Raw genomic sequence first — 24,118 nt, 5'->3', positions numbered from 1 at the left:
CCGCCGGATCACGGGCCGGCCGCGTGACGAGCCGGCCGGGTGACGGGCCGGCCGGGGTCTCTAGCCGGCCTCTTCCAGGCGGCCCTCGATCACCGTGCGCTCGTGCTGGACGTAGCGGCCGCTCTCGCCAAGCAGCGAGCCCATCAGCCAGAGGAAGACGCCGAAGTCGTCGGCCACGCCGATGAGCATGAGGAAGTCGGGCACCACGTCGATGGGGGAGATGAGGTAGACCACGCCGAGGCCGAGCAGGGTGAGCTTGCCCTTGCCCAGGCCCGCGTACTGTCCGCGCAGCACCGCGCCCACCATGCGCGGGATCGCCCTGACCCTGGTCATCAGTTTGGGCGAGCCCGGCCTGGTCACCTCGCGGTAGGTGCGCCATGCCGCCGCCGCCCGTGCTGCCTTCGCCATCATGAGATCCCCCTACCCCCGTCGTTTCACGATATAACGCGTCGCCGGGGGCAGGAGTTCCGCACGATCAGGCCGGAGCGGCGGACGCGCCGGCCTGATCCCGTGGCCCGGGCGGCGGGCGCGCCCGGACCCGGTCCCGTGGTCAGGCCATGGCTCCGTGCTCGAAGGCAGTGGCTGCCTCGATCTGGGCCGCCACCCGTACCAGCAGGTCCTCGCGGCCGGGCGCGGCGACGAGCTGCACGCCGACCGGCAGGCCCGCCGCCGTCCGGTGCAGCGGCAGCGACACGGCGGGCTGCCCGGTCGCGTTGATCGGCGAGGTGAAGGCCACGCAGTGCGCGGTCCTGCCGAGCGCGGTGCTGAGGTCGTCGGCCGGGATCCAGCCCAGCCGGAACGGCGCCACGCCCAGCGACGGCGCCAGCAGCAGGTCGTGCCCCTCGCTCCACCAGGCGGCCATGCGGCGGCGGAAGCCGTCCACCCACTGGGTGGCCAGGATGTGGTCGGCAGCGCTGTGCGACCGGGCCGCGCCCACCATGGCGGCGTTGCGCGGCTCCAGCTCCTCCGGCCGCACCGGCTTGCCGCGCAGCTCGCCCAGGCTCGCGACGTGCGCGGCCAGGTTGTTGGCCACGATGGCGCCGAAATGGCGGGGGAAGTCCGGGTCGCCCAGCGCCGCCGGGCCGCCCGGGGCGACGTCGTGGCCGAGCGACTCCAGCAGCGCGGCGGCCCGCGTGACGGCCTCGGCCGGCTCGGGCGCGGCCGGCACGTCCCCCCTCGGGTGTTCGGTCAGGAAGCCGATCCGCAGCCTGCCGGGATCGCGGCCCACCTCGTCGGCGAGCCTGCCGGGCAGCTCGGGGGCGCCGTACGGGTCGCCGGGCCAGGTGCCGGAGACGAGGTCGAGCGCCGCCGCCGTGTCGCGCACGGTCCTGCTGAGGAACCCCGGGCTGGAGAACCCGCTCCACGCCTCGCCCAGGCCGGGGCCCTGGCTGACCCGCCCGCGCGTCGGCTTGAGCCCCACCAGGCCGCACAGGGACGCGGGGATGCGGATCGACCCGCCGCCGTCGCTGGCGGTCGCCAGCGCCACCATGCCCGCCGCCACCGCCGCCGCGGAGCCGCCGCTGGACCCGCCCGCCGAGTACGCCGGATCGTACGGGTTCCGCGTCGGCCCGAACGCCACCGGCTCCGTCGTGACCGTGCTGCCGAACTCTGGCGTGTTCGTCCGCCCGAGCAGCACGAAGCCGGCCTCGCGCAGCCGTACGACGCCGTAGCCGTCCTCGCCCGCGGCCTCGTCGCGCACGCCGGAGCCGGCGCAGTACGGCTCCCCCGCCTCCCGCCAGCCCAGGTCCTTCAGCAGGATCGGCACCCCGCGGAAGGGCGCGCCGGCGGGAATCGTGTCGATCTCGGCCAGCGCCCGTTCGAACCGGCGGTGGATGACCGCGTTCAGCTCGCCGTCTGCGGCCTCGATGCGCGCGATCGCCGCCTCGGCCAGCTCGCGCGCCGACACGCGGCCCTCCCTGACCGCCCGCGCCTGCCCGACCGCGTCGAGTCTCAGCACCTCGTGCATGCTCACCCCTTCGGCGCCAGGTCGCGCACGGCCTGGTCGATGGAGACGTCCCCGCCGGGGATCGGGGCCAGGACGGGGGTGTCGAGGCCGTGGTCGACGTACTCCTGGATCCTGGCCCGGCAGGTGGCGGCGTCGCCGTGCACGATCAGCGCGTCCACCACCTCGTCGGGGATGGCCTTGAGCGCGGCCTGACGGTCGCCGGCCGCCCACGCCTCGTGCATCGGGCGCAGCACCTCGCCGCGGCCCAGCCAGTCGTGGAAGGCCGCGTAGACGGGGACGGTCAGGTAGCTGGCCAGCATCCACCTGGCCTTCTCACGGACGCGCTCGGTGTCCTCGTCCACGCAGACGAACAGCCGGGCGATCAGCTCGGTCCCCTCGCCGATCTCCGCCCGCACCTTCGGCACGTCCTGCGGGGAGAGCCAGTTGGTGATGGCGCCGTCGGCCTCCTCGGCGGCCAGCCTGAGCATCCTGGGCCGCAGCGCGGCCAGCACGATCCGCGGCGGCGTCTTCGGTGCCCGCTCCAGCTTGAAGCCCTTGATCTCGAACGTCTCGTACGCCTCGGTGACCTTCTCCCCCGCCAGCGCCCGCTTCAGGAAGCGCAGGGTGTCACGGGTGCGCGCGTACGGCTTGGTGAAGGTGCCCGCGTTCCACCGCTCGACGATCGCCGGCGACGAGGCCCCGATGCCCAGCACGAACCGTCCGGGCGCCAGATCGGCCAGCGTGGCCGCGGACATGGCGAGCAGCCCCGGCCCGCGGGTCGAGACGGGCACGATGGCGCTGCCCAGCCTGGCCTCCGGCGCCCACTGGGCGGCCAGGGCCAGCGGCGTGAACCCGTCGACCCCGTTGACCTCGGCGGACCACACGTCGGTGTAACCGAGCCCCGGCAGCTCGGCGACGAGGTCCTGGGACTTGGACAGTGAGCGGTCGTAGAAGGGGATCGTCATCCCCCAGTTCTGCGTCATGCACGGCCTCCCTGGCGTCTAGGGAGGACACTACCAACCGCTCGGTATGTAACCCTAGGCGCGCAGCTCGTGCACCGCCGCGATGAAGTCCTTCGTGATGCCCCGCAACCCGGGCAGATGCGACAGGCCCACCAGCCGGTCCACCAGCGGCACGGTGACCTCGATCAGCCGGTACGTGCGCGCGCACCCCGGCGAGGTGTCGTGCACCCAGAACAGCACCATGCCCATCGACAGCAGCCACAACAGCTCGGGCAGCTCCTCGCGCAGCTCGGCGTTCATCCGGTCGCGCGACCCCTCCACCACCTCGCGGTAAATGGCGATGGACGCCTCACGCGCCGGCGAGGACTGCGCGCTGAAAGGGCTCAGCGGATTGGTCGGCTCGGCCGCGTGCTTGAAGAACTTCACCGCGAACTCGTGGTAGGGCTCGGAAACCCGGACCCATTCCCGCAACACCCCGCTCAACCGGCCCGCGAACGACTCTTCCGTCGCCAGGAACTCCCGGCAGGCCGCTTCGTGCTCGGCCTGGGCGCGGTCGTAATAGGCCTGGATCAACGCCTCTTTGCTGTCGAAGTAGTAGTAGGCGTTGCCCACGGAAACGCCGGCCTCCGCGGCGATGGCCCGCATCGTGGTCGCGTCGAAGCCACGCTCCCTGAACAGTCGCAAGGCCGTCTCGACGATGACCTCTCGGGTGCTCTCCGATCCTCGGTTTCGGGCTTCGGACACGTTCGTCACTCTACGTCGTGAAGCGTCGTTAGGTCATGGAGCCGCACGGTGATCGCCGCCACAAGGCAAAGTTGCGCTCGCGGCATGAGTTATCTCCTGTGAATGGTGGGATTGTCGTTTCAGGCGGAAGGGCTATTTCCGCGAAAAGGCATCGACATGTGGATACGTGGAACAGTGCGGCTCATCATCGTCGCGCTCCTCGGCATTGAGATCACCATACTCGCGCTGGCCTCGGCCGCCTCCGCCGCCACCCACCCCGAAGGGTCGTCGGCACAGAGCGGCCTGTACGAGGCCATGCCAGGCGGCTGGGACGACGGCCTGGCCCGTTCGGCCGTGGCGACGGTCCTCGACGACACGTACGGCGTGGCATCCGGCCTGGCCGGGACCCCCTGGGCGTACGAGCGCCTGGTCGAGGCCCACCGGCGGCTGGCGGCGATGCGCGACTGGCCGGTCCTGGGCCCCGGATGGCAGCCGGCCGCCGAGCGGACCCAGCCCTTGGCCGTCGAAGGGACGCGGGCCGTGCCGCAGGCCCCTGAGGACCGGGTCCGGGCTCCCAAGAGCCGGGAAACGGCTACAAAGGCGGTGAAGCGCCCCGTACACACCGGGGTGGTCAAGATGCCCAAGGCACGCCGTCACGTCGCTCACAAGCGCGCTCAGGTCGATCTGACGCGTGCCCTGCCCAGGAAGGCCTCCATGCAGATGTCGCACGCGACGGCCGCCGGGTGGCTGAGAAGCGCCGGGCTGCGGACGAAGTCCACCGGCGGCTGCGTCAGCAAGCACCTGCGCCACTGCACGTCGCTCGACTCGGTACGGCTGGGCACGATCGCCAGGGTGATCGAGCTGAAGCGGGAGAGCGGCTGCCCGATCATGGTGACGGGCGGCACGGAACGGGGTCACGCGCCCGGCCACTTCAGCCACGGCAACGGCTACAAGCTCGACATCTCCCACAACGCCTGCATCGACCGGCACATCACCAAGCACCACGACAAGGCCGGAGTGCGCAGCGACGGGGCCACGATCTACAAGTCGGGCACGGGCACGACGTTCTTCGACGAGAGCGACCATTGGGACATCCTGTTCCGGTGACAGGGCCACGGTCCCGCAAGACCGTACCGGCGCACGTGAAACGCACCCGCGGATGACGCACCCACGAAAAGGGTGTGACGCCGCGCGGAGCGCACGACGCCACACCCGGGTGACTCAGAACTCGGCGGCGACCAGCTCGGCGATCTCCGCCGCGTTGAGCGCGGCGCCCTTGCGCAGGTTGTCACCGCACACGAACAGGTCGAGCGAGTTGGGGAAGTCGATCGCCTGGCGGATGCGGCCCACGTAGGTCGGGTCGGTGCCCACCACGTCGAGGGGCGTCGGGTAGACCCCGTTGTCCGGGTCGTCCATCAGGACCACCGTCGGCGCCGCCTGCAGCACGCGGTGCGCGTCGGCGACCGTGATCTCGCGCTCGAAGCGCGCGTGCACGGCCAGCGAGTGCGTGGTGATCACCGGCACGCGCACGCAGGTCGCGGAGACCTTCAGGTCGGGGATGCCGAGGATCTTGCGAGACTCGTTGCGGAGCTTGAGCTCCTCGGAGGCCCAGCCGTCGCCCTTGTTGGAGCCCGCCCACGGCACCACGTTGAACGCGATGGGCGCGGGGAACGGCGACTCCTCCGGCAGCTTGTTGGCCAGCACCTTGCGCACGTCGCCGGCGCTCTGCCCGATCGTACGGTCGCCGGCCAGCGCCTCGATCTCGTCGTAGAGCCGTGCCGAGCCCGCCACGCCGGCCCCGGACACCGCCTGGTAGGAGGCGACGACCAGCTCGGTCAGCGTGAACTCGGCGTGCAGCGCCCCCATGGCGGCCATCATCGACAGCGTCGTGCAGTTGGGGGTCGAGATGATGCCCCGCGGCCGGTCGCGGGCGTCGAGCGGGTTGACCTCGGGCACCACCAGCGGCACGTCGGGCTCCATGCGGAACGTGCCCGACTTGTCGATGGCGATCGCGCCGCGCTCGGCCGCGATCGGCACCCAGACGGCCGACACCTCGTCGGGCACGTCGAAGATGGCGATGTCGATGCCGTCGAACACCTCGGGCGCCAGGGCTTGCACGACGACGTCCTCGCCGCGCACGCGCAGCACCTTGCCGGCCGAGCGGGGGGAGGCGACGAGACGGATCTCGCCCCAGATGTCCTCACGCGTCGACACGATGTCGCGCATGACGGTGCCCACGGCGCCGGTCGCGCCGATCAGAGCCAGATTGGGCCTGTTGCTCATCGTCCTGAACCTCCGTACACCACGGCTTCGACCTGGTCGGAGTCGAGATCGAAGGCGCGGTGCGCGGCCGCCACGGCCGCGTCGACGCCATCCTGCTCGACGATCACAGAGATGCGGATCTCCGAGGTGGAGATCATCTCGATGTTGACCCCCGCGTCGGCGAGGGCCGCGAAGAACGTCGCGGTGACGCCGGGGTGCGAGCGCATGCCCGCGCCGATCAGCGACACCTTCCCGATCTGGTCGTCGAACAGCAGCGACTCGAAACCGATCCGGGGCTGGATCTTCTTCAGCGCCGTCAGCGCCGTCTGGCTGTCGGACGTGGGCAGCGTGAACGAGATGTCCGTGCGGCCCGTCGCCGCGGCCGAGACGTTCTGCACGATCATGTCAATGTTGATCTCGGCGTCGGCCAGCGTTTTGAAGATCGTCGCAGCCTCGCCGACCTTGTCGGGCACCCCGACAACAGTGATCTTGGCCTCGCTCCGGTCGTGCGCGACGCCGGAGATGATCGGCTGCTCCATCTCGGTTCCTTCGGTGTAAGGGTCGGAGACGACCCACGTGCCTTCCTTGGTGCTGAAAGAGCTGCGTACGTGAATCGGCAGGTGGAAACGTCGAGCGTATTCGACGCAGCGCAGGTGCAGGATCTTCGCCCCGCAGGCCGCCATCTCCATCATCTCGTCATAGGAGATCCTGGGGATCTGGCGGGCAGCCGGCACGATGCGCGGGTCGGCGGTGAAGATGCCGTCGACGTCGGTGTAGATCTCGCAGACGTCGGCCTCGAGCGCCGCCGCCAGCGCCACGGCCGTGGTGTCGGAGCCGCCCCGGCCGAGCGTGGTGATGTCTTTGGTGTCCTGCGACACGCCCTGGAACCCGGCCACGATCGCGATGTGGCCCTGGTCGATCGCCTCCCTGATGCGGCCGGGCGTCACGTCGATGATGCGCGCCTTGCCGTGGGTGGAGTCGGTGATCACGCCGGCCTGCGAGCCGGTGAACGAGCGGGCCTCGTGGCCCAGGTTGGCGATCGCCATCGCCAGCAGGGCCATCGAGATGCGCTCGCCCGAGGTCAGCAGCATGTCGAGCTCGCGGCCCGGGGGCAGCGGGGACACCTGCTCGGCCAGGTCGAGCAGCTCGTCGGTCGTGTCGCCCATGGCGGAGACGATCACGACCACGTTGTTGCCGGCTTTTTTCGTCGCGACGATCCGCTGCGCGACCCGCTTGATGCAGGACGCGTCGGCGACGGACGAACCACCGTACTTTTGCACAACGAGCGCCACGAGAGTCTCCCGGTCTGGACTGTGAGTTGCCAGTCTACTGGGGGCCTTTTATGCGCCTGCTGGTGTGTACCACTATGTGGATGATCAGTCCGCCCCGTCAGACGCTGGTGGCCTCTTCCGCCACGTCGAGGCGCGAGTGCGCCACCAGAGCCTGCAACGCGCGCATCGCGGCGCCCGCGTGGTTGCCCCAGGTGTTGAAGTAGGAGTATTGCCACCACCACAGCGCCTCGTGGGGCCGGCCCGCGTGATAGTGGCGCAGCCCGTGGATGAGGTCGGCGGCCACCGCCGTGAGGTCGTCGGACAGCCGGTACGGGGTGACGCCCGTGTCCTTGTACGGGTCGAACACCTCGGCGTAGTCGTCCACCGCCTCCAGCCGCTCGGCCAGCGCCGTGCGGACCCCGTCGATGTCGGGGTCCTCGCTCATCGGCGGCTCGTAGTTGCCCGCGAGGATGACGTCGCGGTTGGCGCCCAGCTTGGCGCCCGCCAGGCTCATCTGGGCGACCTCCACGAGCAGGATCGACCAGATGGCGTCGCCGCCCTCGCCGCCCGCCACCCGGGTCAGGCCGTCCACGTAGTTCTGCGCGTGCCCGGAGATCTCTTCCGCCAGCGCGCTCCACTGGTCAGACATCCAGCAGCCTCCGTCCTTCGAACGCGCGGCCCAAGGTGACCTCGTCGGCGTACTCGAGATCACCGCCCACAGGCAGACCGCTGGCCAGTCGTGTCACTTTGATGCCCATCGGCTTGACCAGACGGGCGAGGTAGGTAGCCGTCGCCTCGCCCTCGAGGTTGGGGTCGGTGGCGAGGATGAGCTCGGTGACGCGGCCGTCGGCCAGCCGCGTCATGAGCTCGCGGATGCGCAGGTCGTCGGGGCCGATGCCGTCGATCGGGCTGATCGCGCCGCCGAGCACGTGGTAGGTGCCGCGGAACTCGCGCGTCTTCTCGATCGCCACGACGTCCTTCGACTCCTCGACCACGCAGATGACGTGCGTGTCGCGGCGCGCGTCGCGGCAGATGCGGCACTCCTCCTCGGCCGCCACGTTGCCGCAGACCCGGCAGAAGCGGACCTTCTCCTTGACCTCCAGCAACGCGTGCGCCAGCCGTTTGACGTCGGCTGGATCGGCCGCCAGCAGGTGGAACGCGATCCGCTGCGCGCTCTTGGGACCGACGCCGGGCAGCAGCCCCAGCTCGTCGATCAGGTTCTGGACGACCCCTTCGTACATGCCTAGAACCCTGGCAACTGTCCGAGGCCGCCGCCGCCCAGCCCCTGGGCGAGCGGGCCGAGCTTCTCCTGCTGCAGGTCGGCCGCCGCGCGCACGGCGTCGCGGACGGCGGCGATCACCAGGTCGGCGATCGTCTCCGCGGTGTCCTGCGCGTCCCCCGAGTCGATCACGCTCGGGTCGATCTTGAGTTCGAGCAGCTCGCCAGAGCCGTTGACGACGGCCGTGACCAGGCCGCCGCCCGATGAGCCCTCGATCTGCGCGTCGTTGAGCTCCTGCTGGGCGCTCACAAGCTGCTGCTGCATGAGCTGTGCCTGCTCCAGCAGCTGCTGCAGGTTGACATCCCCTGGGTTCACCGTCGTGCGCTCCTCGTGGCTCCGCGTTCTTGACTGCCACGAGCCTACGGTGTTTGGGCGGCGTCATGTACTGGGGTGTCCCCCTGTTTCGCGCCCGGACCTTCGTCCGGGACGGTCGCCCCGCTCTCATGTGCGGGGACGGGACGGGCGTTTCCGGATGGATTTCCCGGGCGGAACGGTTCTCCGGTCCCGGTCCGGCGTGTCCGCGGCCCGACGGCGTCGGCGTGTTTCTGGCCGGATCTCGGCCCCCCTCCAGTGTCCGAGACCCGGCCACCACGCCGGCGGAGCGGCCGCACCACGCCGACGCGTTGGTCAAGGACGCTAGCCACAGGAACGTTGCACACACGTTGCGTTGATTCAATCACCCTCTGCAATCCCCCTGAACGGGTTGCGCGGAACGGGCATACGACGGATGCTCTAATTGACTACTTGGAGTGACCAATGAGTTACGCCCATCTCGACGCGTACTCCCGTCTTCTGCGCGGAGCACACGAAGCCGCGGCGGCCGGCCGCGCCTGGCCGCACTCGCCCCGCCGCCTGATCAAGGCCTCCTGGCGCCGCTCGCTGGACGCCGGAATCGACCCGGAAGGCAAGAGCGCCCCCCTTGTCTGCGATCCGTCCTCGATCAGGGACATGCGCGCATCCCACCCGCTACAGCCCCTGCTGCCCCTGCTCGCCCAGACCCTGTCCGGACTGGCCGACGAGACCGGCCACGTCATGATCGTCACGGACGGTGACGGGCGGGTGCTGTGGCGCGAAGGCAACGGCGCCGGCCTGCGCCGCGCCGACCAGATCGGCCTCGCCGCCGGGCACCAGTGGGCCGAGCACAACGTCGGCACCAACGGCATCGGCACCGCCCTGGCCGCCCGCCGGCCCGTACACGTCTACACGCACGAGCACCTCATGCGCGTCCTGCACATCTGGTCGTGCAGCGCCGCCCCGATCACCGACCCCGACTCGGGCCGCGTCATCGGCTGCGTCGACGTCAGCGGCACCGCCCGCGCCCTGCACCCCGCCACGGTCGCCCTGGTCTCCGCCGCGGCCAAGCTCGCCGAGACGCAGCTCGCCCTGCGCATGCTCGAACGCGACGAACGCCTGCGCCGCCGCTACGAGGCCCTGCGCGGGCGGCCCGGCGTCCTGCTGTCGGCCACCGGCCGCGTCATCTCCGGCGACCCCGCCGGCGACCTGGGCGAGCGCGTCCACCTCGGCGACCGGGCCACGCGCTGCGGCGACCGCCGCGTGATCCTCAGAGACGGCACCACCGCGCTGCTCGAACCCTTCTCCGACGGCTTCCTGCTGCGCCCCGCGCCGTCCGCCGCCCCGCCCGTCCTGACCCTGTCGTTCCTGGGCGAAGGCCCCCCGACAGCCGCCTACGGCGACCGGGCCCGCCCCCTGTCCCTGCGGCACGCCGAGATCCTGACCCTGCTGGCGCTGCACCCCCACGGCCTGACGGCCGAACAGCTCTCCTTCCACCTGTACGGCGACGCGGGCAACCCGGTGACGATCAGGGCCGAGATCCACCGGCTGCGCGCGCAGCTCGGTGAGGCCATCGCGGCCAAGCCGTACCGGCTGACCTGTCCGGTGGAGGCCGACTTCCTGACCCTGCGCCGCCTGCTGTCCTCGAACGAGCCCGCCGCGCCGGCCCGGGCGTACCCTGGGCCGCTGCTGCCGCGCTCGGAGTCGCCGGAGATCCGGCGGGAACGCGACGAGCTGGAGGCCCAGGTGCGCGCCTGCGTGTTGCGGCACGGGGAGCCGGACGGGTTGTGGGCGTACGCGCAGACGTGCAACGGGCGCGACGACTACGAGGTGCTCGAACGCCTCGCCGCCCTGCCCGAGACCGACCTCCGCGCCGCCGCCGCCCGCACCCGCCTCCTGTCCTGACGCCCCGGCAGCCTCCCGGCCCGGCGGTGCCGCCACCGCCCCGCTTGGGGTCCCCGGCCTGGGGTGGGCCTGCGCCTGTCCTGAGAATGCGCCCCGGGAGGCGGTTCTCCCCGTCAGGTGTGGTCGATCTCGCCGATCACCTGGGCGCCGAGCTCCCGCTCCAGGAGTGCCATGCCGGAGACGGCGTCCACGTCGGCGTCCGCGTCGTTGAGCGGGTCGACCTCGTCGGCGTCCGGCCCCTTGTCGTTGCGGCCGGGGATCGCCTCGGGCCACGCCGCCGCGCCGCCCCTGGCGGGCTGGGCGCGCGGCCCGGCCTGGGCGGCGGCCTTGGCGGCCGAGCGCGCGGCGGCCAGCCCCGCGCCCGTCTGCCCGTTGCCCGCCGCGCCCTGGCCGACGCTGACGGTACGGGTGGGGTCGGGCCCCGGCGGAGTGCCGGGGCTGAAGTCGTCGGGCGCGTCGGGCCAGGACTCGTCCGTGGTCGGGCGCCCCTGGGAGCCTCCTGGAGGCCTCCCGTCGTCCTGCCCCTCGCGGTCCTCCTGGGAGGCCCCGTGCGAGGAGGTGCGCCCCTGAGGGCCGGCCACGGCCTGCCCGCCCTGAGCCCCGGGCACCTGCGGCCCCGTCACCTGGGACTGCGGCACCCCCTGGGGCGCCTGAGCGGCCCCCTGAGCGGCCCCCTGAGCGGCACTTTGCGGCCCCGGCGCGCCCTGGCCGCCGGCGGGCGCGCCACCGGCGGGCGCAGCGCCGGACGGCGGGCGGGCGGGACCGCGCGAGGTGTACGGCGCCGGGGAGCCGCCGACGACCGCCTCCACGCGCCAGGTGCCCCCGAGCACGTCGCCCAGCACGCCGGCCACCACGGCGTCCTTGCCGCCGCCCGTGAAGTTCTTCATCGCGCCGACCTGGCTGAACCCGAGCGTGACGAGGTTGCCCTCCACGCCCACCACCTGGGCGTTGGTACTCACGTTGGCCCAGACGACGATGCTGCGCTGCTTGAGCGCCGCCAGCACGGCGGGCCACTGCGTCTGCACGACCCCCGTCCCCCCTGCCACCGGACCGGCGGCGGCCTGCGGCGCGGGGGCGCTCGCGGGCGGGGCGGCGGAAGCTGTGGAGGCAGCGGGGGCGGCGGCCGCCGCCGGGGCGCCGGGACGCACGGGCTCGGGCCAGTCGTCCGCGCCCCTGCTCGGAGCCGCGTGGGCGGCCTGGGAGGCCGAGGCCCCCGCCGTGTCTCCCCCGGCTCCGGCCGGCGCGCTCTGATCCCCGGAACCGGCCCCGCTCGCGGCGGGAGCCGTACTGGCCGAAGGGGCGGCAGACGTGGCAGGCGCGGCAGACGTGGCAGGCGCGGCGGCCGTGGTGGGCATGGCGGCCGGAGGCGCCGCGGGCGCGGCGGCGCGGGCGGCCATCTGGGCCACCGCTCCCCCGCGTTCGAGGCGTTCGAGGCGGGCCAGCAGCGCCGCCTCACCCTGCGCGGCCCCCGGCAGCAGCACGCGGGCGCACATCAGCTCCAGCAGCAGCCGCGGCGAGGTGGCGCCGCGCATCTCGGTGAGGCCGGCGTTGAACACCTCGGCGGCGCGCGTCAGCTCGGCCGGCCCCATGGAGGCGGCCTGCTGGACGAGGCGCTCCAGCTCGTCGCCCGGCCGGTCGAGCAGGCCGCTGGAGGCCGCCTCGGGGACGTTCGCCAGGATCACCAGGTCGCGGAAGCGTTCGAGCAGGTCGGAGGCGAAGCGGCGGGGGTCGTGGCCGCCCTCGATCACCCGGTTGACCGTCTGGAAGACCTGCGCGCCGTCCCGGGCCGCGAAGGCGTTGACGACCTCGTCGAGCAGGTCGCCGTCGGTGTAGCCGAGCAGGGAGACGGCCTTGGCGTAGGTGATGCCGTCTTCCTCCGCCCCGGCGAGGAGCTGGTCGAGGATCGACAGCGAGTCACGGGCCGAGCCGGCGCCCGCGCGCACGACCAGGGGCAGCGCGGTGGGCTCGAAGGGCACACTCTCGGAGGTGAGGATCTCCTCCATCAGGGCCTTGAGCGTCGCGGGCGGCATCAGCCGGAACGGATAGTGGTGCGTACGCGACTTGATGGTGCCGATGACCTTTTCCGGCTCCGTCGTCGCGAAGATGAACTTCAGGTGCGGCGGCGGCTCTTCGACGAGCTTGAGCAGCGCGTTGAAACCCTCGCGGGTCACCATGTGCGCCTCGTCGATGATGTAGATCTTGTAGCGCGCGGAGACGGGGGCGAAGAAGGCCCGCTCGCGCAGGTCGCGCGCGTCGTCCACACCACCGTGGGAGGCGGCGTCGATCTCGATGACGTCGAGGTGCCCCGGCCCCGTCGGGGCCAGCGCCACGCAGGACTCGCACACGCCGCACGGGTCGGGCGTGGGGCCCTGCTCACAGTTGAGAGAGCGCGCCAGGATGCGGGCGCTGGAGGTCTTGCCGCAACCGCGGGGGCCGCTGAACAGGTAGGCGTGATTGATCCGGCCCGTACGCAACGCCTGCCGCAGCGGATCCGTGACGTGTTCCTGACCCTTGACCTCGGCGAAGGTCCCGGGTCGGTACTTGCGGTAAAGCGCAAGGCTCATGCGACCATCCCGCCTGCGAGGGGGCTCTCAACGAAGAGACCCCCCGCACACCCGCCAGAGCCCGCTTATCCTTGCTGCCTTCCGGCCCTGGGGAGGTTCACAGGATGACGCCGCGCGAGGGGTCCCGTAACAGTCTAGCCGGATGCCGCAGTGCTCGCTCCACCCTCGCCGACTCCGCCGGCCCTCCGCAAAACATGGTCTGCGCATGCTCAGAAGTCCGGTAAGCTCGTCGGCGGAGGATTCGCCTAGTGGCCGAGGGCGCACGCTTGGAAAGCGTGTATAGGGCAACCTATCGGGGGTTCAAATCCCCCATCCTCCGCCAGCCCAGAAGGGGTGTGCCGTGATCACGGCACACCCCTTCTTGCGTTCCAGTCTCAGTTTCAGTCTCAGCTGGCTCCCTTGGCGGGCTCGTCTCCCTCCCGGACCAGGCCGCCAACCTCTTGGCCGCCGTGTTCCCGGTGCCGTCGGTCGAGCTTGTAGGTCCAGCATGTGTTCCTGGTCTCTGAACATCACGTCGTCACCGCGCTGTGGCAGACCGCCTTGACACTCGATCTCGCCCCTTGAACGCCCCCGTCAGGGCTCCGCCGCACGCCCATGCGCCCCTGGCCGGGGTTCAACAAGCTGGGCCGAGAAGTGTCCCTGCTGTCCCTGGCGTCCCTGAGCATGCTTCGACCAGCACCAACACGAGGGGCCCAGGAGGGACAGACAATAGTCAGCGGTGTCCCTGTTGTCCCTGGGCAGAGGGGCGGGTCTCCCTTCGTCAAGCGCCAAGCAGTCCGTCCACCTAGACTCCCGAAGCCGTTTTGTCGGCGATTGCTGCGATCATGCCGCTCACGCAATCAAGGAGCAACCATGGCAGAGGCCCCCGAAGAACTCCCCTGTTTTCCCGGCTACGAGACATTAGGTGAGATCTACTGTGTGTCCTTCGTCCGCGATCTCTCGCCAGAGGAAGTCCTCCGCCGCTTCGGCGTGGACGAGGAGAGCATGGAAGAGGTGGCATTCGACGAGCTGGACTATCGCTCGGTGGAGAGCATGAGGGCCGACGCGGCCGGTTACATCGGAGCCGCCCGAGTCGGCGACTGGACCGTGGTCATCGAACCAGGGGGATGGCAGATCGCCGTCGACGGCAACACCTACGCCCCGGTCTCACAAGGAACCGAGGTCGTGTCGGTCTGCCGCCACGAATACGCCCGGGACACCTTCGCCTACATCGTCGAGGGCACACCGGTCGTCTGGTTCGACCCGATGTACCCAGAAGAGCGATCGGGCAGTGACCCAGACCGCTTCGTCGCAAAGATGCGGGAGGTCGGCCTGGACCCCGACCACGACATCGATGGACCGGGGATCGACCACCCGATGGAGAGTTCGTTCGCCTTGGCGAGCAGCATCACCGGTCTCTCGTTCTCTACGGACCTGCGGAGCCTGCGGTTCCTCGGCGCGGAACCCCTTGGGGGGTTGAGCGGCAGCTCAATGCAGAACCAGAATGGCGCTTCGCGAACTCTTGCCGACGTGCTACGCGCGCAAGGTCTGCTGTGACACTGGGCGGCTTCGTCAAGCTTCTGATGCAGATTCCTGCTCGAACTCGGCCTTGCGTCGAGCGAGGTAGGCAGGCCAGTCGGTGCGTGCGGCGATGACGTCGTCGATGAAAGTTTGATCACTGCGCAGAAGCCGACGGAGCAGGCGCTCGGCATGGAGGCGTCGATCAGGGAAATGCCCTCGATCTGATCGCCATCGCTGAAGGTGCAGAGTACGGGGTGGAAAGAGCAGTCTTCGTAGATATCGCCGGGGCTGATACGCGTTCGACGGGAAGTCCTTCCCGATGACCTTCTGGCGCAGGCCGTTGCACGCGATGACCGACGCCTTCACCGCCGCCGGCTTCCGCCTTGCCGTCCTCAGCGAGCCGCAGGTCGATCCGGCGGCCCGCGAGCTGTTCCCCGACGAGTTCCCGGACTTCGCGGGCAGGCTCTCCTTCCTGGTCTTCGTGGTCGAGGCGGCCACCTCGCCCGCGATTCCGGGCTGAGCCCGCTCGGGCGCCACGTGCGATGACGCGGCGTACCGCGGGCCGCATCCAGGTCTTGAGCGGCACCCGGCGGGCGCTGTCCTGCCATCCGGCATTTCCGGTCTATCGCGTCCATGACCATGTGGGGGGTCCTAGGCTCGCCGCGTCAATCGCTGCCCCCTGGAGAGGGAGGCTCGTGTGTCCGAGCCTTGTCGCGTCGAGGCGATGCCCCGGTCCGTGTCCGTCGCCAGGATCTGCATGTGGGTCCAGGCGGTCATGGGGATGGTCGGTCTGCTGTTGCTGTTCATCCTGCTGGGGAGCGCGCCGTCGGGCACCGTGGGCGTGGCCTTGCTGCTGGTGCTCGCCGTCCCGCTGGCGGCGATCGTGACGATCGGGTTCCTGGCGTCTCTCGTCCGTACGCGCCGCGCCTGGGTGCGCGTCACCGGGATCGTCGTCGAGTTCCTGCTCGTCCTGCTGGGCCTGTGGCAGTTGCCGGGCGGCGGCAGCTTCGGCACCGTGCTGGGCATCCTGCTGGCCGGGGTCGCGTTCGCGCAGTTGTGCAGGTCCTCGTCCGCGAGGTGGTTCGACCGCTGAGCCGGGGCGGGCCGCCCGGCTCAGGCTCCGGCCAGCGCCTTGGAGCGGTCGGTCGCCATGTTGACGGCGAAGACGCCGAGGACCGTGCCGGTGACGTAGCGCTGGACGCGCATCCAGACCGGCCGCCGGGCCAGGAACGCGGCCAGACCGGCCGCGGTGAGCACGAACACCGCGTTGACCAGGGTGCCGATGAGGATCTGGACCGAGCCGAGCGCGAGGCTCTGCAGCAGCACGTGGCCCAGCGCCGGGTCGATGAACTGCGGCAGCAGCGACAGGTACAGGATTGCGATCTTGGGGTTCAGCAGGCAGGTCAGCAGGCCCATCGCGAAGAGCCTGCGGGGCCGCTCCGCCGGCAGCTCCCTGGGCTCGAAGGCGGAGGCGCCGCCCGGTCTGACGGCGTTCCAGGCCAGCCAGATCAGGTACGCGGCCCCGGCCAGCTTGAGCGCCGTGTACGCGGCCGGCACGTACGCGAAGACGGCCGTCAACCCCAGGCACGTCGCCGTCAGGTACGTGCTGAAGCCCAGGAAGACGCCCATCAGCGAGATCAGCCCCGCTCGGCGGCCCTGGCCGATCGAGCGTGACACCAGGTAGATCATGTTCGGGCCGGGCGTGAGGACCATGCCCAGCGACACCAGCGCGATTCCCACCAAACCACCCGTCACAATGCGGAGATTATCGGACTAAAGATGAAAAATCACGCCGCCATTTATTGCCGTGCGTATTCGAACCGCTACAGGGGAGAACTGCCTCGGGGGACGGAGTCGGTGCGACACCCGGGGGAACGATGCAGTTCGACGAGGACAAGCCGCTGGACCCGTCGCAGGTCGAGGACGTGCGCGCCTCGGGCCCACGGCCCGGCGGCGGGGGGTTCGGCGGGTTCGGCGGCATGCCGGGGGGCTGCTTGCCGGGCGGGTGCGTCCTGCCCATCGGCGGCCGGGGCGGCGGCTGCCTGCTGCTGCTCCTGGCGGTGGCGGGAATCTTCCTGTTCGGAATCGTGCCCTCGCCGTTCACCGGCGACGAGGGCGGGCAGCAGGGCGGCCGGCAGCCGAGCCCGCCGCCCTCCCCCGCGGGCACGGGCAACCTGGCCGAGCGCTGCAAGACCGGCGCCGACGCCGACCAGTCGGAGGACTGCCGGGTCGTCGGCACGGTGAACAGCATCCAGTCCTACTGGCGGCAGGCGTTCCAGGAGCAGGGGCGCAAGGCGTACCGGCCGGCCAAGACCGTGCTGTTCACCCAGGCGGCCAACACCGGCTGCGGCGCGGCCGACTCCGCCGTGGGGCCGTTCTACTGCCCGGCCGACCGCAAGGTCTACCTGGACCTGACGTTCTTCGACACGTTGCAGCGCGACTTCGGCGCCGAGGGCGGGCCGTTCGCGCAGGCGTACGTGATCGCCCACGAGTACGGCCACCACGTGCAGAACCTGCTCGGCACCATGAACAAGATCGGCCGCGACAACCGCCCCGGCGCCGAAAGCCCGTCCGTGCGGCTGGAACTCCAGGCCGACTGCTACGCCGGGGTCTGGGCGAAGAACGCGGTCGAGACCGGCTTCTACGACCAGCCGTTCTCCCAGAACGACATCGACCAGGCGCTCAGCGCCGCCGCCGCGGTCGGCGACGACAGCATCCAGCGGCGCACGCAGGGCCGCGTGACCCCCGACGCCTTCACGCACGGCACCTCGCAGCAGCGGGAGAAGTGGTTCAGCACCGGCTACGACAGCGGCGACCCCCAGTGGTGCGACACGTTCTCCGGCCGCATCTGACCGGCCGGGACCGGAGCCGGCCGACTGCATCGGAACCCCGTCGGCCGCACCGGAATCCGGGCCCGGCAGAGACCGAATCCCGGCCCGGCAGAGACCGAATCCCGGCCCGACACGCGCCGGAATCCGGGGCGCGCCAACGCCTTCCCCGCGCGGCCGCGAAAAGGCTCCGCCCGCCGGCCACGATCTTCGGCCACCCCCGCTGACGTGATCGGAAAGCGCGAGGAATCGGATTCTCTCCTAAAATCAGGGGGTGATCTTCAAGCTAGTCGGCGACGGACGCCCTTATCCCGACCACGGTCTGACGAACCGAGAGTGGGCGCAGATCCCTCCCCGGCAGGTCCGGCTCGACTCGTTGATCACCACGAAGGCCATGCTGGACCTGCACTCGCTGCTCGCCGCCGACTCCACCTTCTACGGGGACCTCTTCCCGCACGTGGTGCAGTGGCAGGGCGAGCTCTATCTGGAGGACGGCCTGCACCGCGCGCTGCGCGCCGCCCTGCACCAACGATCGATCCTGCACGCCAGGGTCCTGGAACTGCCCAACTGAGAAAGGAAAAGGGGAGTCGCGAATCGCGGCTCCCCTTTTTTCGCGCCCTTGGGGCGGCGGCGTTTCCCGCCGGCAATGCCGGGGACGGTTACGGTTATCAAACGCCCCGGCTCCGATCACGGAAATTCCCGCGGGCACGCGGCCGGCGACGCGCCGGGAACGCGCCCGGCGACGCCCCGGAACGCGAAAAGGGCCTCCGACCCGTCGGTCGGAGGCCCTCGCACAGCGGTGGTGGTGGGATTTGAACCCACGGATGAGTTGCCCCATCACACGCTTTCGAGGCGTGCGCCCTCGGCCACTAGGCGACACCACCGCGCACGAGCTTACCGGATCCTGCGAGTAGCAAAGAACCGCTTGAGGACGGCACCGCACTCTTCGCCCATCACACCCATGAGAACCTCGGGCCGATGGTTGAGCCGGCGATCGCGTACGACGTCCCAGAGCGAGCCCACGGCCCCGCCCTTCTCGTCCGTGGCGCCGTACACGATGCGCTCCACCCTGGCCAGCACGGCGGCGCCCGCGCACATCGTGCAGGGCTCCAGCGTCACCACGAGCGTGCAGCCGCCCAGCCGCCACTCCCCGCGCGCGGCGGCCGCCCGGCGCAGCGCGAGCACCTCGGCGTGGGCGGTCGGGTCGGCGGCGGACTCGCGGTCGTTGCCCGCCGCGGACAGCACCTCGCCCAGCGGACCGAGCACCACCGCCCCCACGGGGATCTCCCCCCTGTCGCCGGCCGCGACGGCCTCCGACAGCGCCAGGCGCATGGCCTCCTCGTGGGTCACCGCAGGGGCCGTCCGGCTCAGCGCAGCCGGTCGAGCTCGTCGGCGAACGACAGCCGCTCGGCGATCACCGACAGGATGTCGGCGGGCAGCATGCCCTCTTCCATGCTCAGCTCCAGCAGCTCCTCCGAGCTCACGCCCAGGTCGCTGAGCAGCTCGAAATCGCCCGCCGGGCGCACGCCGAGGCCGTTGCCCTCCTTGTCGGGCACCACGCCGGCGAACTCGGCGAACAGCTCGCCCAGGCGGTGGGAGACAACCGCGTGCACGTCGGAGAGGAACACCCGCGGCTCGTCCTCGCCCCGGTAGCGGGCGAGGGCGAACCACTCGTCCTCGGCCTCGACGCAGAGCAGGGCCAGCTCGTCGCCGGTGAGGCCCAGCGTCTCCATGACCGCGTCACCGAAGTCGTCGACGATCTCGGCGTCCCCGAGATCGACCTCGGCTCCGCTCCAGCCGTCGGAGGTTCTGACAAAGGCCGCAGAGAAGGTGTTGGACGCCATGTCCGCGCTCCAGGGGGTCAGCCGAAGACCGATTCGATGGCACGCTCGAACGGCTCGGAGAAGCCGAGCCGGGCGGCGATGCTGGACAGCACGTCTTCGGGCAGCAGATCAATGTCGCCGGAGAGGATGCCCAGCTCCATCTCGTCCAACCCGAGATCGGCGAAGATCGACAGATCCCCGGCGGGAAGCACGGTCTCCTCGTCCTGGAGGATCTCGTCGAGCTCCTCCTCGTCCGGCACGGGGACGTCGAGGTAGTCGAGGACCTCCCGCGCCAGCGGGAAGTCCCAGGAGGCGGCGATGTCGGACAGGAAGACGTCGACCCGCTCGCCCAGGACGCGCAGCGCCACGAAGAACTCGTCGCCGACGGCCACCAGGCCGATCGTGCCGCTCTCGCTCGGCTGCTGCTTCAGGGCATGGATCAGCCCCTGCAGGTCGGACGTGAGCGTCGCCGGCAGGAGCTCGGCCTGCCAGCAGTCGTCCTCGCGATAGACCACGATGGCAAAGTCGAGAGCGTCTTCGTCTGTCATCGCCATCCCCACCCGACCCCTGACACGACAGATATCACCAGGACCCAATCGTTCCAGACCCGGCCACCGCCCGTGTGCCTCTCCGACCAAATTGTGATCAAAACCAAAGAAGTGAGCTGCCGCGGGCGGCTGTCACGTTCCACGGATCACGTCGTGACCGGGTTCGTCCCAGGTGGGGAGGCTGCAGCAGGGTTCATCAGGAGATAGCGTGGTGTCCCATGGAGACCCTCGTCGTCGATCATCCGCTCGTGGCCCACAAGCTCACCACGCTGCGCGATGTCCGCACCGACTCGCCGACCTTCCGCAGGCTCGCCGACGAGCTGGTGACGCTGCTCGCGTACGAGGCCACGCGCGACGTCCGGGTCACCGAGGTCACCGTCGACACGCCGGTGGCCACCGCGCGGGGCGTCCGGCTCGCCAAGCCCTATCCGCTGGTCGTGCCCATCCTGCGCGCCGGGCTCGGCATGCTCGACGGCATGACCAGGCTGCTGCCCACGGCCGAGGTCGGGTTCCTCGGCATGATCCGCAACGAGTCCACGCTCCAGGCGGAGACCTACGCCACGCGGCTGCCCGACGACCTGTCGGGGCGTCAGTGCTATGTCGTCGACCCGATGCTGGCCACCGGCGGCACTCTGGCGGCGGCCGTGCAGTTCCTGTTCGACCGGGGGGCCGTCGACGTCACGGCCCTGTGCCTGCTGGCCGCGCCCGAGGGGCTGGCCTACATGGACAAGGTGTTCGCCAACACGGGCAAGCCGATCCGCGTGGTCACGGCGGCGCTCGACGAGCGGCTCAACGAGCACGGCTACATCGTGCCGGGCCTCGGCGACGCCGGCGACCGCCTCTACGGCGTGGTCTGACCGCATCTCCGTCGCACAGGCCATCCGAAAAATCCCGTTTCTCGTCACGCCAAGTCATCGCTTCGTTACATACTGTGGTTGGGTGGGTACGAAGAGATAGGAAGGCAACTTCCGCATGCGCGTGGGGGAGCACGATGAGCGATCACACCGAGGCGGACCCGACTCCGTACGCGGACGTCGAGACGGTGCTGTGCGACGAGTTCGCCGGCGTCCACTCCGCGACCACCGTAACGCGCTGCGTCGAAGCGGCGCACTACGGCGCGCTGGAGGTCACGGGCTACGCCCATCCGAGCCTGGTCGAGCGGATCGCTCGCAAGCACCTTCACGTCCTGGCCCTGGTGGCCAGCGAGCGTGGCTAAGCAAGATCAAAACTAACCTGCCAAGTTACCTTTACCCCGGCATGCAGGTGGGTAATGTATAGGGCGGGTGGAGCGGGTAAGTGGCACGGAGGCGACGGTGCAGGTCAAAAAGGTCCTCACATACGGTGGTATCGCATTTGTCGCGTACTACCTGTTCGCGCGACCAGCTGACGCCGCGGACGCGGTGAGAGGAGCGTTCGACACAGTGTTCAACGCGGCCGACTCTCTGGCCCAATTCGTGAACAACCTCTCATGAGACTGGTGACCCACGGGGACTCCGCTCCATCGTCGGTCAACCGCTACCTCCTCCCCCACGAACAACAGGTCATCATGGTGCGGCGGCATCCTGCCATTCTGCTGCGCCCGATAGCCGAGGTGCTCGGCGGCCTGATCATCGCCGGGCTGCTCAGCAGGTTCTTCGGCGGCGGCGAGGCGGGCGGCACGGCACTGGTCGTCGTCTGGTGGCTCTGGCTCCTGCTGCTGATCCGTTTCGTATGGAAAGTCGCGGAGTGGTCGGTCGATTACTTTGTGGTGACCTCCAAGCGCATGTTGCTCACCACCGGCCTCATCACGCGCAAGGTCGCGATGATGCCCCTGGGCAAGGTCACCGACATGAGCTTCCAGAGATCTCTGCTTGGGCGCATGCTCGGTTACGGTGAGTTCATCCTCGAGTCGGCCGGTCAGGATCAGGCTCTGTCAACGGTCGAGTACATTCCGTATCCGGAAACCCTCTACCTCGAGGTCTGTCAGATGCTTTTTCCCGGTAAGGACGACAGCGACGATTAATCTCGGCGTGGCAAATTCTTCACGCGGGGATACCAGATTCGGCTACTTCATGCAATCATTGCGTGTTGTTGACCCTTCCCCGCCCTGAGAGATGAGATGCCGAGTCAGGGAACCATCGGTGACCGCGTCCGAGGACTGCGGCTGAACAGGCGGATGTCACAGGCCCAGCTGGCCGGACCCGACCTGTCTGACAGTTATGTCTCGCTCATCGAGTCGGGCAAGCGCACGCCGACTCCTGTGGTGGCCCGGCTCCTTGCCGAGCGGCTGGGGTGCACGACCGAGTTCCTCCTTCACGGGATCGAGCCTCGGCAGCGCATCGACACCGAGCTCGGGCTGCGCCACGCCGAGCTCGAACTGCAGCACGGCGACCCGTCCATCGCCGCCGACCGCTTCACCGAGATCGTGAAGGCGGCCGACGAGGAAAACGCCATGCTGACCGCGCAGGCGCGGTTCGGCAGGGCACGCGCTCTTGAGGCCCAGGGCCGGCTGGGGCAGGCGGTGGAGGCGTTCGAGCGCCTGCGCCGGGAGGCCGCGGCCCACCCCGAACGGCTGGCCGACCTGCCGCTCACCATCGCGCTGAGCCGCTGCTACCAGCGGGCGGGCGACCGCCTGCGGGCCCGCGACCTGGCCGCCGCCGCGCTGGCCCAGGCCGAGCGGCTGTCCATCACCCGGGGCGAGCTGGCCACCGACCTCGCGGCCGCGCTGATCGAGGCGCGCGGCGACCGCGAGAGCGACTCCCCCGAGCTGGCCTACGTGCGGCGCGTGCTCGACACGACCGGCGCACCTGAAGTTGTGGACCGTTCCGGAGAGATCCAGGCGCTGTGGCACGCGAGCGCCGCGGCGGCGGCGGGCGAGGACTCCGCGCTGGCCGTCCGCCTGGCCGACGACGCCATCATGGCGGGCCGCCAGACCCGGCTCTCGCTGCAGCTGGCCAGGATCGCCATGCACTGGGCCCGGATGGCGACGGCGCCGATCGAGGAGGCCGAGCGGCTGATCGCGGGCGCGGTCAAGGCGTTCTCGGTCTTCCCCGGCACCACCCGGGAGCACGGTGAGAGCCTCATCGTGCACGCGCGGGTGAAGCTGCGCGCCGCCGACCGCGCGGGCGCGAGCGAGCTGGCCACGACGGCGCTCGGGCTCTCCCACGACCGCTCGGGCACGACGGCCGCCGAGGCGCGTCTCGTGCTGGCCACCATCGCGCTCGACGGGCACGGCGACGCGACGGCGCACCTCCAGGAGGCCCACCAGCTGCTGGACACGCTCGACCGCCCGGTGTTCGGCACCGACCGGCAGGCCGCGCGGTGCTGGCGTGAGCTGGGAGACCTCTACGGCAGGGTCGGGTCCAGAGCACAACAGACGGCCGCATATCGTAAAGCCCTCGAAGCTGCCGGAGTTCGCTCCGCCATGGCAGGGGTGACGATGGACGCCACAGTTTCTCGCTGAACCTCCGGGAGCTCCAGATTGGCCTTTTGAGTCTGGAATAATTAGGGTCTACCAGTCATTGACTCATGGGATGACTGGTTTCCCCGGAGGAGGCGGACTGTGAGTCTGCGTACGGCGCAGCGGGCTTCGCTCGTCGACCAGGTGATCGATCAGCTCAAGGAGCAGATCACATCAGGGTCGTGGCCGATGAACGGCAAGATTCCCACCGAGACCGTGCTGGCCGAGCAGCTCGGGGTGGGTCGCAACACCGTTCGGGAGGCCGTACGCGCGCTCACGCACGCCGGGCTGCTGGAGTGCCGTCAGGGGGACGGCACTTACGTCCGCGCGACCAGTGAGCTGTCCGGCGCGATGCTGCGGCGGCTGCGCCAGGCCGAGCAGCTCGAAATTCTCGAAGTGCGCCGTGCCCTGGAGGTCGAGTCGGCCCGTCTGGCCGCCACCCGGCGCACCGACGAGGACATCCGGCGCATCGAGGCGGCACTGGCCGAGCGGGACCGCGCCTGGGAGCTGGACGACCCCGACTTCTTCGTCGAGGCCGACCTCGCCTTCCACATGGCGGTCGCGCACGCCACGCACAACCTGGTGCTCATCGACCTGTACGAAGACTTCTCCGCGGCGCTGCGGGCCAGCATCACGGCCGCGGGCACCTCGCTCAACAAGAGCTACATCCCTCACGACGCGATCGCCAGGGCCATCGCGGCCGGCGACGCCACGGCCGCCGAGCGGGCCGGCCACGCCTGCATGGAGCACATCCTCATCGCGCTGACCGACTCCTGAT

At 70.3% G+C, this 24,118-nt stretch carries 26 protein-coding genes, 2 tRNA genes and 1 other RNA gene; 13 read left to right on the top strand and 16 right to left on the bottom strand.

Going from position 1 to position 24,118, the window contains the following annotated elements:
* Positions 1-60: 60 nt before the first annotated feature.
* The 4 genes from IO39_RS02205 to IO39_RS02190 all read right to left on the bottom strand — a co-directional run bounded on the left by IO39_RS02205 (position 61) and on the right by IO39_RS02190 (position 3,651).
* Complete coding sequence (locus IO39_RS02205) at positions 61-408, bottom strand: YkvA family protein (protein ID WP_043615706.1); 348 nt, start codon at positions 406-408, stop codon at positions 61-63.
* A 142-nt stretch (positions 409-550) separates the two neighbouring features.
* Positions 551-1,966 (bottom strand): amidase, encoded by a 1,416-nt coding sequence (locus IO39_RS02200; RefSeq protein WP_043615069.1) that lies wholly within the window; start codon positions 1,964-1,966, stop codon positions 551-553.
* A 2-nt stretch (positions 1,967-1,968) separates the two neighbouring features.
* Positions 1,969-2,928 carry an LLM class F420-dependent oxidoreductase gene (locus tag IO39_RS02195; RefSeq protein ID WP_043615068.1) on the bottom strand — a complete coding sequence of 320 codons (960 nt, stop codon included), beginning with the start codon at positions 2,926-2,928 and terminating at the stop codon, positions 1,969-1,971.
* Positions 2,929-2,982: 54 nt separating this feature from the next.
* Positions 2,983-3,651 (bottom strand): TetR/AcrR family transcriptional regulator, encoded by a 669-nt coding sequence (locus tag IO39_RS02190; RefSeq protein ID WP_043615702.1) that lies wholly within the window; start codon positions 3,649-3,651, stop codon positions 2,983-2,985.
* 174 nt (positions 3,652-3,825) lie between these two features.
* Between IO39_RS02190 and IO39_RS50155 the strand changes: the two genes are divergently transcribed.
* Positions 3,826-4,737, top strand: a complete 912-nt coding sequence (locus IO39_RS50155) for a hypothetical protein (RefSeq protein ID WP_052422345.1) — start codon at positions 3,826-3,828, stop codon at positions 4,735-4,737.
* Positions 4,738-4,851: 114 nt separating this feature from the next.
* Here IO39_RS50155 and IO39_RS02180 read toward each other — a convergent pair whose 3' ends face one another.
* From IO39_RS02180 to IO39_RS02160, 5 genes are all read right to left on the bottom strand, one after another.
* The gene (locus IO39_RS02180) at positions 4,852-5,913 is read right to left on the bottom strand and encodes an aspartate-semialdehyde dehydrogenase (protein WP_043615066.1); all 1,062 of its coding nucleotides are present in this window, start codon (positions 5,911-5,913) and stop codon (positions 4,852-4,854) included.
* Positions 5,910-7,184: an aspartate kinase gene (locus tag IO39_RS02175; protein ID WP_043615064.1), complete on the bottom strand. Its 1,275-nt coding sequence runs from the start codon at positions 7,182-7,184 to the stop codon at positions 5,910-5,912. The genes IO39_RS02180 and IO39_RS02175 overlap by 4 nt, the downstream gene beginning before the upstream one ends.
* Positions 7,185-7,281: 97 nt before the next feature.
* Entirely contained in the window at positions 7,282-7,812 is a 531-nt protein-coding gene (locus IO39_RS02170) for a DUF5063 domain-containing protein (RefSeq protein ID WP_043615061.1), read from the bottom strand.
* Positions 7,805-8,404 (bottom strand): recombination mediator RecR, encoded by a 600-nt coding sequence (recR, locus tag IO39_RS02165; RefSeq protein WP_043615058.1) that lies wholly within the window; start codon positions 8,402-8,404, stop codon positions 7,805-7,807. The genes IO39_RS02170 and recR overlap by 8 nt, the downstream gene beginning before the upstream one ends.
* Positions 8,405-8,406: 2 nt before the next feature.
* Positions 8,407-8,757: a YbaB/EbfC family nucleoid-associated protein gene (locus tag IO39_RS02160; RefSeq protein ID WP_211266865.1), complete on the bottom strand. Its 351-nt coding sequence runs from the start codon at positions 8,755-8,757 to the stop codon at positions 8,407-8,409.
* 441 nt (positions 8,758-9,198) lie between these two features.
* Between IO39_RS02160 and IO39_RS02155 the strand changes: the two genes are divergently transcribed.
* Positions 9,199-10,638: a helix-turn-helix domain-containing protein gene (locus IO39_RS02155; protein ID WP_043615055.1), complete on the top strand. Its 1,440-nt coding sequence runs from the start codon at positions 9,199-9,201 to the stop codon at positions 10,636-10,638.
* Positions 10,639-10,751: 113 nt separating this feature from the next.
* Here the strand turns inward: IO39_RS02155 and IO39_RS02150 are convergent, their stop codons facing one another.
* Together IO39_RS02150 and ffs are read right to left on the bottom strand one after the other, a co-directional pair.
* Entirely contained in the window at positions 10,752-13,202 is a 2,451-nt protein-coding gene (locus IO39_RS02150) for a DNA polymerase III subunit gamma and tau (RefSeq protein ID WP_043615052.1), read from the bottom strand.
* A gap of 29 nt (positions 13,203-13,231) precedes the next feature.
* Positions 13,232-13,331: signal recognition particle sRNA small type (gene ffs / locus IO39_RS51795), an RNA gene on the bottom strand.
* Between the two features lie 105 nt (positions 13,332-13,436).
* Here ffs and IO39_RS02145 point away from each other — a divergent pair.
* From IO39_RS02145 to IO39_RS02130, 4 genes are all read left to right on the top strand, one after another.
* Positions 13,437-13,524 (top strand) — tRNA-Ser (locus tag IO39_RS02145).
* A gap of 530 nt (positions 13,525-14,054) precedes the next feature.
* Positions 14,055-14,738, top strand: coding sequence for a DUF6461 domain-containing protein (locus tag IO39_RS50150; RefSeq protein ID WP_052422344.1), 684 nt, complete (start codon positions 14,055-14,057; stop codon positions 14,736-14,738).
* Positions 14,739-15,021: 283 nt separating this feature from the next.
* Complete coding sequence (locus tag IO39_RS02135; RefSeq protein ID WP_043615049.1) at positions 15,022-15,222, top strand: hypothetical protein; 201 nt, start codon at positions 15,022-15,024, stop codon at positions 15,220-15,222.
* Between the two features lie 177 nt (positions 15,223-15,399).
* The gene (locus tag IO39_RS02130; protein WP_157547824.1) at positions 15,400-15,795 is read left to right on the top strand and encodes a hypothetical protein; all 396 of its coding nucleotides are present in this window, start codon (positions 15,400-15,402) and stop codon (positions 15,793-15,795) included.
* A gap of 20 nt (positions 15,796-15,815) precedes the next feature.
* Here IO39_RS02130 and IO39_RS02125 read toward each other — a convergent pair whose 3' ends face one another.
* Positions 15,816-16,457, bottom strand: a complete 642-nt coding sequence (locus IO39_RS02125) for a LysE family translocator (protein ID WP_245641771.1) — start codon at positions 16,455-16,457, stop codon at positions 15,816-15,818.
* Between the two features lie 122 nt (positions 16,458-16,579).
* Here IO39_RS02125 and ypfJ point away from each other — a divergent pair, with 122 nt between their 5' ends.
* Both ypfJ and IO39_RS02115 read left to right on the top strand, forming a co-directional pair.
* Positions 16,580-17,554, top strand: coding sequence for a KPN_02809 family neutral zinc metallopeptidase (gene ypfJ / locus IO39_RS02120; RefSeq protein WP_043615043.1), 975 nt, complete (start codon positions 16,580-16,582; stop codon positions 17,552-17,554).
* Positions 17,555-17,804: 250 nt separating this feature from the next.
* Positions 17,805-18,101 carry a type II toxin-antitoxin system VapB family antitoxin gene (locus IO39_RS02115; protein ID WP_043615040.1) on the top strand — a complete coding sequence of 99 codons (297 nt, stop codon included), beginning with the start codon at positions 17,805-17,807 and terminating at the stop codon, positions 18,099-18,101.
* 226 nt (positions 18,102-18,327) lie between these two features.
* On the opposite strand, the gene IO39_RS02110 is transcribed toward IO39_RS02115, so the two are convergent.
* The 4 genes from IO39_RS02110 to IO39_RS02095 form a co-directional block, all read right to left on the bottom strand.
* Positions 18,328-18,414 (bottom strand) — tRNA-Ser (locus IO39_RS02110).
* 10 nt (positions 18,415-18,424) lie between these two features.
* A complete protein-coding gene (gene tadA, locus IO39_RS02105; RefSeq protein ID WP_281199887.1) occupies positions 18,425-18,880 on the bottom strand; it encodes a tRNA adenosine(34) deaminase TadA in 456 nt (151 codons plus the stop codon).
* 17 nt (positions 18,881-18,897) lie between these two features.
* On the bottom strand, positions 18,898-19,374 hold the full coding sequence (locus IO39_RS02100) for a tRNA adenosine deaminase-associated protein (protein WP_043615037.1): 477 nt from the start codon (positions 19,372-19,374) through the stop codon (positions 18,898-18,900).
* 17 nt (positions 19,375-19,391) lie between these two features.
* Positions 19,392-19,907: a tRNA adenosine deaminase-associated protein gene (locus IO39_RS02095; RefSeq protein WP_439331465.1), complete on the bottom strand. Its 516-nt coding sequence runs from the start codon at positions 19,905-19,907 to the stop codon at positions 19,392-19,394.
* Positions 19,908-20,119: 212 nt separating this feature from the next.
* Here IO39_RS02095 and upp point away from each other — a divergent pair, with 212 nt between their 5' ends.
* The 5 genes from upp (at position 20,120) to IO39_RS02070 (ending at position 24,117) form a co-directional block, all read left to right on the top strand.
* The gene (gene upp, locus IO39_RS02090; protein WP_043615034.1) at positions 20,120-20,758 is read left to right on the top strand and encodes a uracil phosphoribosyltransferase; all 639 of its coding nucleotides are present in this window, start codon (positions 20,120-20,122) and stop codon (positions 20,756-20,758) included.
* Positions 20,759-20,892: 134 nt separating this feature from the next.
* Complete coding sequence (locus tag IO39_RS02085; protein ID WP_043615032.1) at positions 20,893-21,117, top strand: hypothetical protein; 225 nt, start codon at positions 20,893-20,895, stop codon at positions 21,115-21,117.
* A 252-nt stretch (positions 21,118-21,369) separates the two neighbouring features.
* The gene (locus tag IO39_RS02080) at positions 21,370-21,903 is read left to right on the top strand and encodes a PH domain-containing protein (protein ID WP_043615029.1); all 534 of its coding nucleotides are present in this window, start codon (positions 21,370-21,372) and stop codon (positions 21,901-21,903) included.
* A 96-nt stretch (positions 21,904-21,999) separates the two neighbouring features.
* Positions 22,000-23,343: a helix-turn-helix domain-containing protein gene (locus tag IO39_RS02075; protein ID WP_043615026.1), complete on the top strand. Its 1,344-nt coding sequence runs from the start codon at positions 22,000-22,002 to the stop codon at positions 23,341-23,343.
* A 99-nt stretch (positions 23,344-23,442) separates the two neighbouring features.
* Positions 23,443-24,117 (top strand): FadR/GntR family transcriptional regulator, encoded by a 675-nt coding sequence (locus IO39_RS02070; RefSeq protein ID WP_043615023.1) that lies wholly within the window; start codon positions 23,443-23,445, stop codon positions 24,115-24,117.
* The last annotated feature ends 1 nt before the right edge of the window (position 24,118 follow it).

The sequence above is a fragment of the Nonomuraea candida genome, from assembly GCF_000725485.1.
Classification (GTDB): Bacteria; Actinomycetota; Actinomycetes; order Streptosporangiales; family Streptosporangiaceae; genus Nonomuraea; species Nonomuraea candida.
Note: the sequence above shows the minus strand (reverse complement) of the source record. Positions and strands in the feature narration are given on the sequence as shown.